Genomic DNA, 13,548 nt, shown 5'->3' on the forward strand with positions numbered 1-13,548 from the left:
ATCCGCACAACGACAGAGGAGACACGCATGAAGGATTTCCGCAACCGGGTAGCCGCCATCACGGGCGCCGGCTCGGGCATGGGCCGCGCGCTGGCCGTGCAGTTGGCCCAGGCCGGCTGCCACGTGGCGATGTGCGACCGCGACGAAGCCGGGCTGGCGCAGACGCTGGCCGACGTGCGGCGCGCGGCGCACGACGTGCGCGCCACCACCGCCTGCGTGGACGTGGCCGACCGCGCCGCCGTGCACGCCTGGGCCGACGCCGTGGCCCGCGACCACGGCCGCGTGAACCTGATCTTCAACAACGCTGGCGTGGCGCTGTCGAGCACGGTCGAGGGCATGGGCTACGACGACCTGGAATGGATCCTCGGCATCAACTTCTGGGGCGTGGTGCACGGCACCAAGGCGTTCCTGCCGTACCTGAAGGCCAGCGGCGAAGGCCACGTGGTCAACACGTCCAGCGTCTTCGGCCTGTTCGCGCAGCCGGGCATGGGCGCCTACAACGCCAGCAAGTACGCGGTGCGCGGCTTTACCGAATCGCTGCGCCAGGAGCTGGACCTGATGCAGTGCGGCGTGTCGGCCACGACCGTGCACCCGGGCGGCATCAAGACCAACATCGCGCGGTCGAGCCGGGTGTCGCCCAGCGTCAACGGCCTGCTGGTGCGCGACGCCCAGCAGGGCCGCGAGGAATTCGAGAAATTCTTCATCACATCGGCAGACAAGGCCGCGCGCGTGATCCTGGCCGGCGTGCGGGCCAACAAGCGCCGCGTGCTGATCGGGCCCGATGCCTATGCGGCCGACGCCATGGCGCGGCTGCTGCCGGCCGCCTACCAGTCGCTGGTGGTGCGCGAGGCGCGCCGCAAGCGCAAGCAGCTCGTGCCCGACACCGCCGCCGCGCCGGCCCGCACCGGAGACGCCGCATGACGCGCGCCGCGCTGCCACGTGAAGCGGTGCTGCAATCGCCGCCGGGCACCTTCACGCGCTGGTTCGGCCAGGGGCGCGTGGGCCTGTTCAGCCTGTCGCGCGATACGCTGGCGCGCCGCTACGCGCTGCCGGCGTCGCGCTGGGTGCAGGTGATGGGCGCGCTGGTCCACTACACCGACGAAGGCGCGCCCGAGGGCGAGCCTCTGGTGCTGATCCACGGCTTTGGCGCGTCGCTCCATACCTGGGAAGGCGTGCTGCCGGCGCTGCGCCAGCACCATCGCGTGATCCGGCTGGACCTGGCGCCGTTCGGGCTGACCGGCCCGCTACGCGATGCACGCGGACGCATCGTGACGATGGATATCGACGCCTACCGCGCATTCATCGACGCCTTCCTGGCCGCCATCGGGCTGCAGCGCGCCACGTTCGTTGGCAATTCGCTGGGCGGGCTGGTGGCGTGGGACCTGGCGGCGCGGCGGCCGTCGATGGTGAACCGGCTGGTGCTGATCGACGCGGCCGGCTTTCCGATGAAGCTGCCAATCTACATCGACCTGTTCCGCCATGCCGCGGTGCGCTGGTCGGCGCCGTGGCTGCTGCCCGAATGGATCATCCGCGCGGCCACGCGCGACGTCTACGGCGACGCCACGCGCGTGCCGGAGGCCACGTTCCGCCGCTACGTCGACTTCTTCTACGCGGCCGGCAGCCGCGAGGCCGTGGGCCGCATGGTGCCGAAGCTTGATTTCGACCAGATCGACACCGAACGCCTGCGCGGCGTGCACCAGCCCACGCTGGTGCTCTGGGGCGACCGCGACCGCTGGATTCCGCCCGCGCATGCCGCCGCCTTCGCGGCCCGCCTGCCCGACGTGACGCTGCGCCGCTACGCGGGGCTGGGGCACGTGCCGATGGAGGAAGACCCGCAGCGCGTGGCGGCCGACCTGCTGCGTTTCCTGAACCGCGCCCCCGCGGCGCCAGCCCTTGCACAGGAGTCCACATCATGATGCCAGTCCGCCGTGACGTGCATCCCCACCTTCCGCCGGCGCGCATCTGCGACTGGCACGAGCGCGGGCCGCACGTGACCCATTTCATCAACGCGCTGTCGATCTTCTTTCCGGCCGGCGAGCGCTTTTTCATGGACAGCGTGCGCAACTACCGCGACCGCGTGACCGACCCCGAGCTCAAGCAGGCCGTGGCCGGCTTCATCGGCCAGGAGGCCATGCACACGCGCGAGCACATCCTCTACAACCGGCTGCTCGACGATGCCGGCCTGCCCGCGTCAAAGCTCGACAACGCCGTGGCAAAGCTGCTGAACCTGCTGCGCAAGGTGCTGCCGAAGTCGTGGCAACTGGCGCACACCATCGCGCTGGAACACTACACGGCGATGCTGGCCGGCGGGATGCTGGCTGATCCGCGCCACATGGGCAATTCCGAGCCCGGCTACCGGCAGGTGTGGACGTGGCACGCGCTGGAGGAAACCGAGCACAAGGCCGTGGCCTACGACGTCTGGAACCTGGTGATGAAGCCGGGCCCGTACCGCTACCTGCTGCGGGCGTTCACGATGCTGACCACGACCGTGACGTTCTGGGCGCTGGTGTTCGTGTTCCACGTGCGGCTGGTGATGGCGGACCGCACCTGCCGCAACAAGCTCACCGGCTTTGGCAGCGTGGTGAACTTTCTGTGGGGGTCGCCCGGCGTGCTGCGCAAGATGATTCCGGAATGGTTCGACTACTTCCGGCCCGGCTTCCATCCGTGGGACGCCGACAACCGCGCGGCGCTGCATCGCATCCAGCCGCTGATCGCCGAGATCGAGGAGACGGCGCTGCGGGCCGGCGCCAGCACCAAGGCGCCACCGATCCGCGGCGCGGCGTAGCCGGGGCGCTGGGTCAGCCCCTGGGCGGCGTCCCCGGCGCGTCGTGCAGATGTTCGAGGATGGCCGCCACGCGGTCGCCCAGGTACTTGTTGGCCGACAGCTCCAGCGCCCGCATCATCTCGGTTTCCAGCGCCACCAGCGCGAGCGGGCGGATGCGCCACAGCACGTCGACAATGCGCGGCACCTCCGCCGGCGGCGGGAGTTGGCCTTCGCCGAACTTGTCCAGTTCCCGCACCACCATCGCGACGATGCGGTCCGAGACGGCCTGAAAGTGCTCGCGCGCATGGCCGATGATGTCCAGCACGTCTTCCAGCGCAAAGCCGGCGCGCGCCATTTCGGCACCGGCCGCCAGCGCGCGCGGACTGCGCGCCAGGTAGCCCAGGCCATCCGGCTCCAGCAGCCCCAACGAGATCGCGCGGGCCAGCGCCGGGCGAGAGATCGCCCGCCCGAACAGCCGCGCCAGCGCCAGGTACGAATAGTGACGCGGGGCCTCGCTGTTCCAGGGGCTGCTGATGGCCGTCTCCAGGCCCAGGATCGAACGCAGGTCGTGCCCTTCCACGATGGCCTTGAGCAGCTCCATGATGTTGGCCAGCGTGTAGCCGCGCGCCAGCAGATGGTGGATCAGCCGCAGCCGGCCCAGATGGGTCTGCGTGTAGATGCCCACGCGGCCGCGCCGCTCGGGCGGGTCGATCAGACCGCGGTCCTGGTACGAGCGGATATTGCGCACCGTGGTGCCGGCGGCACGCGCGAGTTCGTCGATCGTGTATTCCGGGGATGGGGTGCGCGCCGGTGCGCTGGCATCGGGCAAGGCAGGGGCGGATGCGGACGGCCGGGCGCCGCGCGGTTGGGAGGGCATGGCGAAAATTCTAACCGAGCCGGCGACGTTACAATGCGCCAACTCTTCCTGGCGTCCCCATGCATATCCGTTGGCTCGAAGACTTCGTGTGCCTGGCGCAGGCCGGCAGCCTCGCGCGTGCCGCCGAGCTGCGCAACGTCACGCCGCCGGCGTTCGGGCGCCGCATGCAGGCGCTGGAAGTCTGGGCCGGGGCGCCGCTGATCGACCGCAGCGCGTACCCGGTGCGGCTGACCCGCGAAGGCCGTCAGTTCCTGGAAGCCGCGCAGACCGCGCTGCGCACGCTGGACGAAACCCGCATGGCGCTGCGCGCCGCCCATCGCGCCGACGCCCGCACGCTCACCATCGCCACCGGCAAGACGCTGGCCCGATCGATGGTACCCGCGTGGCTGGCCGGCCTGCGCCATGCCATGCGCGACGACCCGGCCGGCGCCGGCTTTCGCACGCGGCTGTCCACCCATTCCACGCACGACGCGCTTGAACGCTTTACCGAGGGCGACGCCGATTTCCTGCTCTGCTACAGCCCGCACGATCTGCCCGTGATGCTGGACGACGCGCGCTACCAGTTCCACGCCGTGGGCGTGGAGCGGCTGGTCTGCGTGTCGGCCGCCAACGCGCGCGGCGGGCCCGAGTTCCGGCTGCAGAAGCCCAAGGCAGGCGCCCGGCCCGCGCCCGTGCCGATGATCGCCTACGCCGAAACGCTGACGATGGGCCGCATGGTCAACCAGGAGATCGCCCGCCGCAAGCTCGCAAGCTGGCTCGACGTCATCGCCGTCAGCGACTTCGCGGAATCGGTCCACGAAATGGTGCGCCAAAAAATGGGCCTGGCCTGGCTGCCCGCCCGCCTGATCGCCGACGACCTGCACACCGGCCGCCTGGTCCGCGCCGACCTGCCCGGCGGCGACACGGCCGACCTGGCGCTCGACATCCGCCTGTACCGGCCCCGCACGGCGATGCGCCCGCTGGCGGAAGCGTTCTGGATGGCGGCCACGGTGGGGTGATGGGCTAGTCTGTTTGCAGCCCCTGGTTTGCTCCCCTCTCCCGCGTTGCGGGAGCGAAGCCGGGGCAGAGGGCCAGTGCAAGTTGCGACCAGTCGGCAAGCAGATGCTCAACGCCCTCTCCCCCAACCCCTCTCCCGCAGGCGGGAGAGGGGAGCAAAAACCAGCACTAGAAACTGAGCGTCATCGCTTGTCGTCTCCCCTCGCCCGCGTTGCGGGAGAGGGGCCGGGGGTGAGGGCCGGCGGTGCAAATTGCGACCAGTCGGCAACGTCCTCCCGCAGGCGGGTGAGCAGGAACACCGTCCTGCACCATTTCCGCCCATTGCCGAAACGGCAACCCCCGTTGCCAAAGCCGCATCCTGCGCCGTTGCGCGCTCTCTACCATCGCCGGACAACATCTACAGACCTGCCGGAGAAATCATGAAGACCCTGCTGCGCGTGCTTGCCGCCGCTTCCGTTGCCAGTTGTGCATTTGCCACCGCCAGCGCCTCTGCGGCCGGTGGCTATCCGACCAAGCCGATCACGCTGGTGGTGGGCTACACCGCCGGCGGTAGCGTCGATCTGGTGGCGCGCACCGTGGCGCCCGAGCTGGGCAAGCGGCTGGGCCAGAGCGTGGTGATCGAGAACCTGGGCGGCGCGGGCGGCACCATTGGTGCGCAGAAGGTGGTCAAGGCGGAGGCCGATGGCTACACGCTGCTGATGGGCTCGGGCAGCGAGGTGTCGATCGCGCGGCTGACCAACCCGGCGGTGCGCTACGACGGCGAGAAGGACCTGGCGCCGATTACCTTCGTCGGCACGCAGCCGATGGTGCTGGTGGGCAAGCTCCAGTTGCCCGCCAAGGATGCCGGCGAGCTGATCGCGCTGGCCGCGGCCAAGCCGGGCGCGCTGTCGTATGCGTCGTCGGGCGTGGGCACGCCGCTGAACTTGGCCGGCGAGCTGATCAAGCAGCAGGGCAAGGTCAACATCACGCACGTGCCGTACAAGGGCGCGTCGGCGATGGCGACCGACCTGCTCGGCGGCCAGATCGACCTGGCGGTGATGGTGCTGTCGTCGGCGCTGCCGCATATCCAGGCCGGTCGCGTGCGTGCCTACGGCGTGACCGAGAACAAGCGCGCCAGCGTGGCGCCGAACGTGCCCGCACTGGCCGAGACCCCGGCGCTCAAGGGAGTCGACATGGGAGTATGGTTCGGATTGATGGCGCCTGGGGCCCTACCGCGCTCCGTTATCGATCGGCTGAATACCGAGATGCAGGCCGTGCTGGCGATGCCGGACGTCCGCAAGAAGCTGGCCGAAGCCGGCGTGGAGGTGGCACCGGCCAATCCCGCCCAGTTCGCCGCGTTCGTGAAGCGCGAGACGGCCAAGTACCGCTCGATCGTCCAGACCGCCGACATCCGCCAGTAAGGACCGCCCGATGACGCCAACCACGCCCCCGCTCGACGCCTATCCGGTCGAGGTCGCCTTCCCGGACATCCGCCCCTATGCCGACGGCAACACGGGCATCGCCTACGTCCACACGTTCGACAGTGGCGCGCCAGGCCCGCATGTGATGATCAACGCACTGACGCACGGCAACGAGGTCTGCGGCGCGATCACGGTGGCCGGCCTGCTGGACCACGGCCTGCGGCCGCGCCGGGGCCGGCTGACGCTGGCGTTTGCCAACGTGGATGCCTACGCCGCGTTCGACGCAGCCCGGCCCGATGCCTCGCGCTTCGTCGACCAGGATTTCAACCGCGTGTGGACCGCGGCGGTGCTGGACGACCTGTCGCGCGATTCGTCCGAACTGCGCCGCGCGCGCGCCATGCGTCCGGTGATCGACACGGTCGACCTGCTGCTGGACCTGCACTCGATGCACGAGAAAAGCCGGCCGCTGATTGTCTCCGGGCCGCTCGACAAGGGCATCGCGCTGTCGCGCGCCGTGGGCGCGCCGGCCGACATCATCGTCGACGAAGGCCACCCCGAAGGCCGCCGCATGCGCGACTACGCCGGGTTTGGCGATCCGGCCAGCCCGCGCAACGCGCTGCTGATCGAATGCGGCCAGCACTGGGAAACCTCGGCCGTCGCCGTGGCGCGCGATAGCACCGCCCGCTTCCTGCTCCACGCGGGCGTGGTCGACGAGGCCGACCTGCCGGCCGGCTGGCTGCAGCCGCTGCCCGCCACGCAGCGCGTGGTCCGCGTGACCGAGCCCGTGGTGGCCAGCAGCATGGACTTCCGGTTCGCGGGCCCCTACACCGGCCTGGAAACGTTCGACGACGCCGGCACCGTGATCGGCTGGCGCGACGGCGAGCCGGTGGTCACCCCGTACCCGAACTGCGTGCTCGTGATGCCGTCGCTGCGGCAACTGCGGCCGGGGGTGACGGTGGTCAGGCTGGGGCGGCTGGAGGTTTGAGGACGTTGGCGATGCCTTCGGCCGCGCTCCCCTCTCCCGCCTGCGGGAGAGGGGCTGGGGGAGAGGGCGTCGAGGATCTGCTTGCCAACCGTCTCGCAAATAGCGCGGCTGGCCCTCTCCCCCGACCCCTCTCCCGCGCGCGGGAGAGGGGAGTCCACCCCGCGTATGCAACGGGTTTCATCCCATCACACCGTGACACATCCACCCCACGGTTAGATTAAGCATTCCCTGAATTCAAGAGCATTGTCTGCACATCCGATAACTCCGTTGTGACGATCCGCCGTCAGAGCGGACGTCGCCCGTGCGTCATGACGGCGCACGGCGATCTACACGGAGCGCCCCTTGTCTTCTACCTATTCCCTTACCCTGCCGCGGCAGGCGGCGGCGGGCCGCGTGCGCGCGGCTGCCGGCAGCTGGAGCATCGGCACGCGCATTGCGCTGGTCGTGCTGGCCGTCCAGCTTGTTGCGTTCGGTGCCTTCTCGCTGGCCCTGTCCCATAGCAGCATGACCCAGCTCGAAGCGCAGGCCCGCGACGCCATCAGTGCCGAGAGCCAGACGCTGCGCGAGCTGGTGGCCCAGCTTGACGACACCATGCTGCAGGAGGCCGACCGCTTCCTGCTGAGCTTTGCCGCCGTGCTGCCCGGCCCGTACGCGGTGGACCCCTCGCAGACCGTCGAGGTGGCCGGCAAGGCCACGCCGACCTTCCGCAGCGGCGATCTGGTGCTGAACAACAGCTTCGAGGTGCCGGACAAGTTCTTTGCCAACACCGGCGGCGTCGTGGCCACGGTGTTCGCCCGCACCGGCGACGACTACATCCGCGTGACCACGTCGCTCAAGAAGCAGGACGGCCAGCGCGCCATCGGCACGCTGCTGGACCGCGCCAGCCCGGCCTACGCGGCCGTGTCGTCGGGCAAGTCGTACCGCTCGCTGGCGTGGCTGTTCGGCAAGCCCTACATGAGCAAGTACGAGCCCGTGCGCGACGCCGGCGGCAAGATCGTCGGCGCGCTGTACGTGGGCGTGAACGTCGAGGCCGAGCTGGCGGCGCTGAAGAACCGCATCCGCCGCAAGAAGATTGGCGACGACGGCCAGTTCATCGTCATCGACGCCAAGGGCGGGGCCGACCAGGGCAAGATCATCGTCGACCGCTCGGGCTCCGAGGGCACGGTGCAGATCGACGCCAGGGACGCCGCCGGCAAGCCGTGGATCCGCGACATGATCGCGGCCAGGGAAGGCGCCGTGACCAACACCGTGGCCATCGGCAACGACGCGGCGCGCGAGCGGCTGACCGCGTTCGTGACCTACCCGGAATGGCAGTGGACGATTGCCGGCTCCGTGCCGACGGCCTCGCTGCGCGATGAACTGGAAGCCAGCCGCAACCGCTTCCTGGCCGGGGGCTTGCTGGCGGCGCTGGCGGTGTCGGCCGCGTTCTGGTGGCTGCTGCGCCGAATGGTCAGCCAGCCGCTGGCCGCCGCCGCCGATGCCGCGGCGCGCCTGGCGTCGGGCGACCTGACCGCGCGGCTGGATACGCCGCGCAATGACGAGATCGGCCAGTTGATGCGCGCCATCGACGGCGTGGGCCAGGGCCTGTCCGGCATCGTGGACAAGGTGCGCGGCAGCGTGGGCGCCATCGCGGGCAGCACGAGCCAGATCGCCAGCGGCAATGCCGACCTGTCGTCGCGCACGGCCGCGCAGGCCGGCAGCCTGGAGCGCACGGTGGCCAGCATCGAGGAACTGTCCGCGACGGTGAAGCAGAACGCCGACAACGCGCACGACGCCAACCAGGCCGTGGCCAGCGCCGCCGAGGCGGCCCGCGCGGGCGGCACGACGGTGGGCCGCGTGGTCGACACGATGGCCGATATCCATCGCAACGCGCAGCAGGTGGTGGACATCATCGGCATGATCGACGGCATCGCGTTCCAGACCAACATCCTGGCGCTGAACGCCGCCGTGGAAGCGGCGCGCGCGGGCGAGCACGGGCGCGGGTTTGCCGTGGTGGCAGGCGAGGTGCGCAGCCTGGCGCAGCGCAGCGCCAACGCGGCCGGCGAGATCAAGCAGTTGATCGAGCGGACCGTGACGGACCTCAAGAGCGGCAACGAGGCCGTGCAGCAGGCCGGAACGGCCATCGACGACATGGTGCGGCGCGTGGAAGCGATTGCGGCGCTGATGGGCGACATCAGCGTGGCGTCGCGCGAGCAGTCGCAGGGGCTGGCGCAGGTCAGCGGTGCCGTGGCCGAGATGGACAGCGTCACGCAGCAGAACGCGGCGCTGGTCGAGGAGGCCGCCGCGGCGGCCGAAAGCCTGCACCACCAGGCGCAGGAACTGCGTCAGGCGGTGGAAGTGTTCCGCCTGGCCTGATGGCCTGACGACCCTGCCCCGCCCGGTCCGGCCGGATCGGGCGCGGCGGCGTGACTGTCAGGCGGCCGGGACGGCGGCCGGCGCCTGCTCGGGCGCCGGAGCCGGGGCCGGCGCGGCCTGGGCCGGCACGGGCTGCGGTTTCAGGCCCGGGAACAGCCGGTCGACCAGTTCCTCGATCTTGGTGTCGGGCTGGATCAGATGGCTCAGGTTGATGCCGCCCGCGCTGCGGTTGGCGTTGAACACGGCCTTGCCCACGCGCTCGCCGTTGCGGAACACCGTGATGTCGGCCGACACCAGGAACGGCGTGAGGTAGGTCTGCCGCTGGGCCACGTACATGGCCGTCATCGGGCAGGACGCCACCGACGAATACGGCGGCAGCATCTTGACCTCGAAGTTGCGCGCGCGCAGCGCACTGGCGAAGCTGTCGACGTAGGCGTTGCCGTTGACCTGGTTGGTGATGACGCAGAACAGTGCGCCATCGGCACCGACCATGCGGTTGCCGTCGACGCGGAACTGGGCCGGGCCGCCGAAGGTGCCATTCTGGAACCCGGCGATCGGGTCGATGATCTCGGTGCGGTCGACCGGCGTCACGCTCTGGTAAGTGGAACAGCCCGTGGCCAGCAAGGCCAGCGCGGCCGCAATCGTTGCTCTCTTCATTTCGGATCCTGATAGCGCGTCGGCTAGGAAGCCGGCCGCCCGGATGCCGCGTGAAGGGCGGTTCAGGGACGCATTGCCGGCAGCATGCCTGCGTAATGTAGGCGTGCCGGCGGCGCGTCAAAGCGAAGAACAGCGGGGGAGCCGGGCCGCAAATCGTCGAAGTGATTCGCGCGGCGCTTGGTGCGGGCTAGTTCGCGCCGCCCCGCAGCAGGCAGTCGGCCAGCAGCGGCGTGTTGCCGTCGCCCTGCCCCGCGCCGGTACATTCCACGGCCACCTTCTGGCCGCGCCGGACCATCGTGGCGCGCGCTTCCACCTCGCAGGTGCGCCCGGCCGGGCCGCAGATCTGCTGGCGCAGCAGCGCGGCGCGCACGACCTGGCTGGCGTTGTCGGTGCGGATTTCCAGGAAGACGTTGTCCTGCTCGCGCCGGATGCCGCTGGCCACGCCTTCGACGATGAAGTACTGGCCGCGATAGCGCTCGTCCGCGGCGGTGGCGTCGTTGCGGTAGTCGGCGGCCAGCGCGTCGGCCGGATACTGCGGCAGCAGGTTGGCCGGACGGTTCGGGTCGATGCTGATGGGGTCGAGCGTGCCGTTGCGCGGGATGCCACGCGGCACGCTGGCGGGCGCGTCGGAGGCGGCGGCCACGGTATCGGCCGCGGGGTCGGCGGGCACCGGATCGTTCTTCTCGTTGCCGACGAACCAGAGCAGGCAGAGGATGAAGACGGCAACGACGGCGACAAGGGTTTGTCTGGTACGGCTCAACATCGGGGGGCGGGCGGACAGGACGACGAAGTCCGCAAGTGTAGCGCGCCCGGCGCGGGCGTCAGGTTTTCAGCCTTCCGGCAGCAGCGCCGCGCGCGCGGCGGCCAGGATTTCGTTCGACAGCGGCGTGCCCTGCGTGGCGCGCGACAGCGTCAGCGCGCCGGCCAGCATCGCCATCTGCGCCAGCGCGGCCTGCCGGTTCGCGGCGGCGTCGTCGCCGGGCTGGACGCTGGCCAGGATGTCCAGCAACTGCTCCACGCCCGCGTGGAAGGCGCCGCGCACGGGCTTGTCGTCGGACTCGCGCGCCACGTCGTTGGCCAGCGCGGCCACCGGGCACCCGGCGCCGGCATTGTTGCGATTGCGCGCGGACAGGTAGCCATCGACCAGTGCCGACCGGGCGGCGGCCCGGTCCGGCGCCTCGCCCACGCGCTTGCGCCAGCGGGCTTCGGACTCCTCGAACGCGCGCGCGCAGGCGATGGCTGCGAGCGCGTCCTTCGATTCGAAGTGGCCATAGAACCCGCCGTGCGTGAGCCCGGCGGCGCCCATCAGATCGGCCACGCTGATGCCATGAAAGCCCTGCTCGCGGAACAGCCGTGACGACACCTGTTCGATGATGGCGCGGTTTTTCTCCGCTTCCGCTTTCGATACGCGGGGCATGTTGGACTCCGGTTTGCGTTGTGGCCGATGGTCCGCCACATCGCCCCGCAAGTCAACGCGGCACCTTGGAGGAAACCCTGGCCGGCGCGCGCCATGCGCGCATCACACGAGCGTGCCGCCCGGCCCGTCTGGCCCGTCGTGTGCGCCCGGCCTGCCGAGCGCGGCCAGGTACTCGTCCGCCCCGTACGGCGCCCGCTGGCCCTGCCGCGCCAGAAAGTAGTCGCGCAGGATATCGCCCTGCTGCTCCAGCTTGTAGGCGCCCAGCGGCTTGCCGGCGTCGAGCCGGTAGCGGTACTGGTCGAACCCCAGGAAGTGCTTCACCTGCTCGACCGCCCCGCGCAGCAGCACGTTGACCCCGTGCTGGTACTGCCAGACATGGGCCATCTCGTGGATGAACAGCCCCTGCAGCGCCAGGTTGGCCACACTGAAGTCGGTCAGCCCCCGCAGCCGGCGGCCAAGGTAGATCTGGCCATTCGGCGTGATGATGTAGTGCCCGCCCTGCCAGAACACGTAGTTGCGATGGTGCACACGCACGCGCGTGTAATCGATGGTATCGGCAAAGATCGACCGGGCGAGCGCGCGTTCGCCGGGGGAGAGGGGGCGGGCGGTGGCGGGCTGGCTCACGATATCGCTGTCAATGCAGAGACCCCCGCCGGACAGTGGTCCTCACTTCCCAATACAAAACCGCGTGAAGATCGTGCCGAGCAGGTCGTCGCTCGTGAACTCGCCGGTGATGCTGTTCAGGTGCTCCTGCGCCAGGCGCAGTTCCTCGGCGAACAGGTCCAGCGCCTGGGCGTTCTGCTCGGCGCGTTCGACGGCGCAGTCCAGGTGGGACTGGGCGCTGCGCAGCGCCGTCAGGTGGCGTTCGCGGGCCAGGAACGTGCCTTCGTTGCCCGATTGCCAGCCGATCAGGCGCAGCAGCTCGCGGCGCATCAGGTCGATGCCGGCGCCGGTGCGCGCGGAGATCCAGATCTCGGTCGGGTTCGGGCCGTTGGCGGCCACCACGTGCGGGCGGTTGCCGCCAAAGCCCATCTGGCCCGCCGCCGGCGCCAGGTCGATCTTGTTGACCACGCGCACGATGGGTGATCCGGGCGGGAGCTGGCCGCTGAGGCGGTCGTCGATATGGTCGTCGACCTCGGAGATGCCGTGTTCCAGGTAGTCGGCCGCGTCCACCAGGTGCAGCACGATGTCGGCGCGGCGGATGGCGTCCCAGGTGCGTTCGATGCCGATGCGCTCCACCTCGTCGGCCGCGTCGTCGCGCAGGCCGGCCGTGTCGATGATGTGGATGGGGATGCCGTCGATCTGGATCGTCTCGCGCACGCGGTCGCGCGTGGTGCCGGCGATGGGCGTGACGATGGCCAGTTCGGCGCCGGCCAGCGCGTTGAGCAGCGACGACTTGCCTACGTTCGGCTGGCCCGCCAGCACCACCGACAGCCCCTCGCGCAGCAGCGATCCCTGCCGGGCCTGCTTCAGCACGCCGGCCAGGTCCGTGCGGATGCGCGCAAGCTGGCCGCGCGCGTCGGACGCTTCCAGGAAGTCGATCTCCTCCTCCGGAAAGTCCAGCGTCGCCTCCACCAGCATGCGCAGGTGGATGACCTTTTCGACCAGCGCGTGGATGGCGCGCGAGAATTCGCCCTCCATCGAGCGCGCGGCGGAGCGGGCAGCGGCCTCGGTGCTGGCTTCGATCAGGTCCGCCACGGCCTCGGCCTGGGCCAGGTCCAGCTTGTCGTTCAGGAACGCGCGCCGGGTGAATTCGCCGGGCTCGGCCACGCGCAGGCCGATGTCGCGGCCGGCCTGCAGGCAGCGCGACAGCAGCATCTGCATGACCACGGGGCCGCCATGGCCCTGGAGTTCGAGCACTTCCTCGCCGGTGTAGGAATTGGGCGCCGGGAAGTACAGCGCCAGGCCGTGGTCGATGACCTTGCCGTGCGCGTCCAGGAACGGCAGGTACGTGGCGTGGCGCGGTTGCAGCGCGCGGCCGCAGACGGCGCGCATGACGCTGCCGACGTCGGGGCCCGACACACGCACGACGCCGATGCCGCCGCGGCCCGGTGCGGTGGCGATGGCGGCAATGGGAAGCTGGGTAGCAGTCATGGG

Annotated in this window: 13 protein-coding genes; 7 read left to right on the forward strand and 6 right to left on the reverse strand. The window is 70.2% G+C overall.

Annotation, left to right across the window (positions count from 1 at the left end; all coding sequences use genetic code 11):
• Positions 1 to 27: 27 nt before the first annotated feature.
• The 3 genes from QTN24_RS12435 to QTN24_RS12445 are packed head-to-tail and all read left to right on the forward strand — an operon-like array spanning position 28 to position 2,785.
• Complete coding sequence (locus QTN24_RS12435; protein ID WP_313837400.1) at positions 28 to 921, forward strand: SDR family NAD(P)-dependent oxidoreductase; 894 nt, start codon at positions 28 to 30, stop codon at positions 919 to 921.
• Complete coding sequence (locus QTN24_RS12440) at positions 918 to 1,916, forward strand: alpha/beta fold hydrolase (RefSeq protein WP_313837401.1); 999 nt, start codon at positions 918 to 920, stop codon at positions 1,914 to 1,916. Before QTN24_RS12435 ends, QTN24_RS12440 begins: the two co-directional genes overlap by 4 nt.
• A complete protein-coding gene (locus QTN24_RS12445; RefSeq protein WP_124682808.1) occupies positions 1,913 to 2,785 on the forward strand; it encodes a metal-dependent hydrolase in 873 nt (290 codons plus the stop codon). Before QTN24_RS12440 ends, QTN24_RS12445 begins: the two co-directional genes overlap by 4 nt.
• Before the next feature lie 13 nt (positions 2,786 to 2,798).
• Here the strand turns inward: QTN24_RS12445 and QTN24_RS12450 are convergent, their stop codons facing one another.
• Entirely contained in the window at positions 2,799 to 3,641 is an 843-nt protein-coding gene (locus tag QTN24_RS12450) for a MerR family transcriptional regulator (RefSeq protein ID WP_124682807.1), read from the reverse strand.
• A 59-nt stretch (positions 3,642 to 3,700) separates the two neighbouring features.
• Here QTN24_RS12450 and QTN24_RS12455 point away from each other — a divergent pair, with 59 nt between their 5' ends.
• The 4 genes from QTN24_RS12455 to QTN24_RS12470 all read left to right on the forward strand — a co-directional run bounded on the left by QTN24_RS12455 (position 3,701) and on the right by QTN24_RS12470 (position 9,377).
• Entirely contained in the window at positions 3,701 to 4,639 is a 939-nt protein-coding gene (locus QTN24_RS12455) for a LysR family transcriptional regulator (protein ID WP_313837404.1), read from the forward strand.
• 417 nt (positions 4,640 to 5,056) lie between these two features.
• Positions 5,057 to 6,037 (forward strand): tripartite tricarboxylate transporter substrate binding protein, encoded by a 981-nt coding sequence (locus QTN24_RS12460; protein WP_313837406.1) that lies wholly within the window; start codon positions 5,057 to 5,059, stop codon positions 6,035 to 6,037.
• Between the two features lie 10 nt (positions 6,038 to 6,047).
• Positions 6,048 to 7,022, forward strand: coding sequence for a M14 family metallopeptidase (locus QTN24_RS12465; protein ID WP_313837408.1), 975 nt, complete (start codon positions 6,048 to 6,050; stop codon positions 7,020 to 7,022).
• A 342-nt stretch (positions 7,023 to 7,364) separates the two neighbouring features.
• Entirely contained in the window at positions 7,365 to 9,377 is a 2,013-nt protein-coding gene (locus tag QTN24_RS12470; protein ID WP_313837410.1) for a Cache 3/Cache 2 fusion domain-containing protein, read from the forward strand.
• Between the two features lie 57 nt (positions 9,378 to 9,434).
• Here the strand turns inward: QTN24_RS12470 and QTN24_RS12475 are convergent, their stop codons facing one another.
• The 5 genes from QTN24_RS12475 to mnmE form a co-directional block, all read right to left on the reverse strand.
• The gene (locus QTN24_RS12475) at positions 9,435 to 10,034 is read right to left on the reverse strand and encodes an Sbal_3080 family lipoprotein (protein ID WP_313837412.1); all 600 of its coding nucleotides are present in this window, start codon (positions 10,032 to 10,034) and stop codon (positions 9,435 to 9,437) included.
• Between the two features lie 187 nt (positions 10,035 to 10,221).
• Positions 10,222 to 10,797, reverse strand: a complete 576-nt coding sequence (locus tag QTN24_RS12480) for an OB-fold putative lipoprotein (RefSeq protein ID WP_313837414.1) — start codon at positions 10,795 to 10,797, stop codon at positions 10,222 to 10,224.
• Positions 10,798 to 10,863: 66 nt separating this feature from the next.
• Complete coding sequence (locus tag QTN24_RS12485) at positions 10,864 to 11,451, reverse strand: TetR/AcrR family transcriptional regulator (RefSeq protein ID WP_313837416.1); 588 nt, start codon at positions 11,449 to 11,451, stop codon at positions 10,864 to 10,866.
• A 102-nt stretch (positions 11,452 to 11,553) separates the two neighbouring features.
• On the reverse strand, positions 11,554 to 12,075 hold the full coding sequence (locus QTN24_RS12490) for a hypothetical protein (RefSeq protein ID WP_313837418.1): 522 nt from the start codon (positions 12,073 to 12,075) through the stop codon (positions 11,554 to 11,556).
• A 42-nt stretch (positions 12,076 to 12,117) separates the two neighbouring features.
• Positions 12,118 to 13,545: a tRNA uridine-5-carboxymethylaminomethyl(34) synthesis GTPase MnmE gene (gene mnmE, locus QTN24_RS12495; protein WP_124682798.1), complete on the reverse strand. Its 1,428-nt coding sequence runs from the start codon at positions 13,543 to 13,545 to the stop codon at positions 12,118 to 12,120.
• Positions 13,546 to 13,548: the final 3 nt, after the last annotated feature.

Source organism: Cupriavidus sp. SZY C1, assembly GCF_032190535.1.
Classification (GTDB): domain Bacteria; phylum Pseudomonadota; class Gammaproteobacteria; order Burkholderiales; family Burkholderiaceae; genus Cupriavidus; species Cupriavidus pauculus_C.

What these genes read in the sequence shown, in the direction of transcription:
- QTN24_RS12435 (WP_313837400.1), top strand. Translation starts at nt 28, where the DNA reads ATGAAGGATTTCCGCAACCGGGTAGCCGCCATCACGGGCGCCGGCTCG.
- QTN24_RS12440 (WP_313837401.1), top strand. Translation starts at nt 918, where the DNA reads ATGACGCGCGCCGCGCTGCCACGTGAAGCGGTGCTGCAATCGCCGCCG.
- QTN24_RS12445 (WP_124682808.1), top strand. Translation starts at nt 1,913, where the DNA reads ATGATGCCAGTCCGCCGTGACGTGCATCCCCACCTTCCGCCGGCGCGC.
- QTN24_RS12450 (WP_124682807.1), bottom strand. Translation starts at nt 3,641, where the DNA reads ATGCCCTCCCAACCGCGCGGCGCCCGGCCGTCCGCATCCGCCCCTGCC.
- QTN24_RS12455 (WP_313837404.1), top strand. Translation starts at nt 3,701, where the DNA reads ATGCATATCCGTTGGCTCGAAGACTTCGTGTGCCTGGCGCAGGCCGGC.
- QTN24_RS12460 (WP_313837406.1), top strand. Translation starts at nt 5,057, where the DNA reads ATGAAGACCCTGCTGCGCGTGCTTGCCGCCGCTTCCGTTGCCAGTTGT.
- QTN24_RS12465 (WP_313837408.1), top strand. Translation starts at nt 6,048, where the DNA reads ATGACGCCAACCACGCCCCCGCTCGACGCCTATCCGGTCGAGGTCGCC.
- QTN24_RS12475 (WP_313837412.1), bottom strand. Translation starts at nt 10,034, where the DNA reads ATGAAGAGAGCAACGATTGCGGCCGCGCTGGCCTTGCTGGCCACGGGC.
- QTN24_RS12480 (WP_313837414.1), bottom strand. Translation starts at nt 10,797, where the DNA reads ATGTTGAGCCGTACCAGACAAACCCTTGTCGCCGTCGTTGCCGTCTTC.
- QTN24_RS12485 (WP_313837416.1), bottom strand. Translation starts at nt 11,451, where the DNA reads ATGCCCCGCGTATCGAAAGCGGAAGCGGAGAAAAACCGCGCCATCATC.
- mnmE (WP_124682798.1), bottom strand. Translation starts at nt 13,545, where the DNA reads ATGACTGCTACCCAGCTTCCCATTGCCGCCATCGCCACCGCACCGGGC.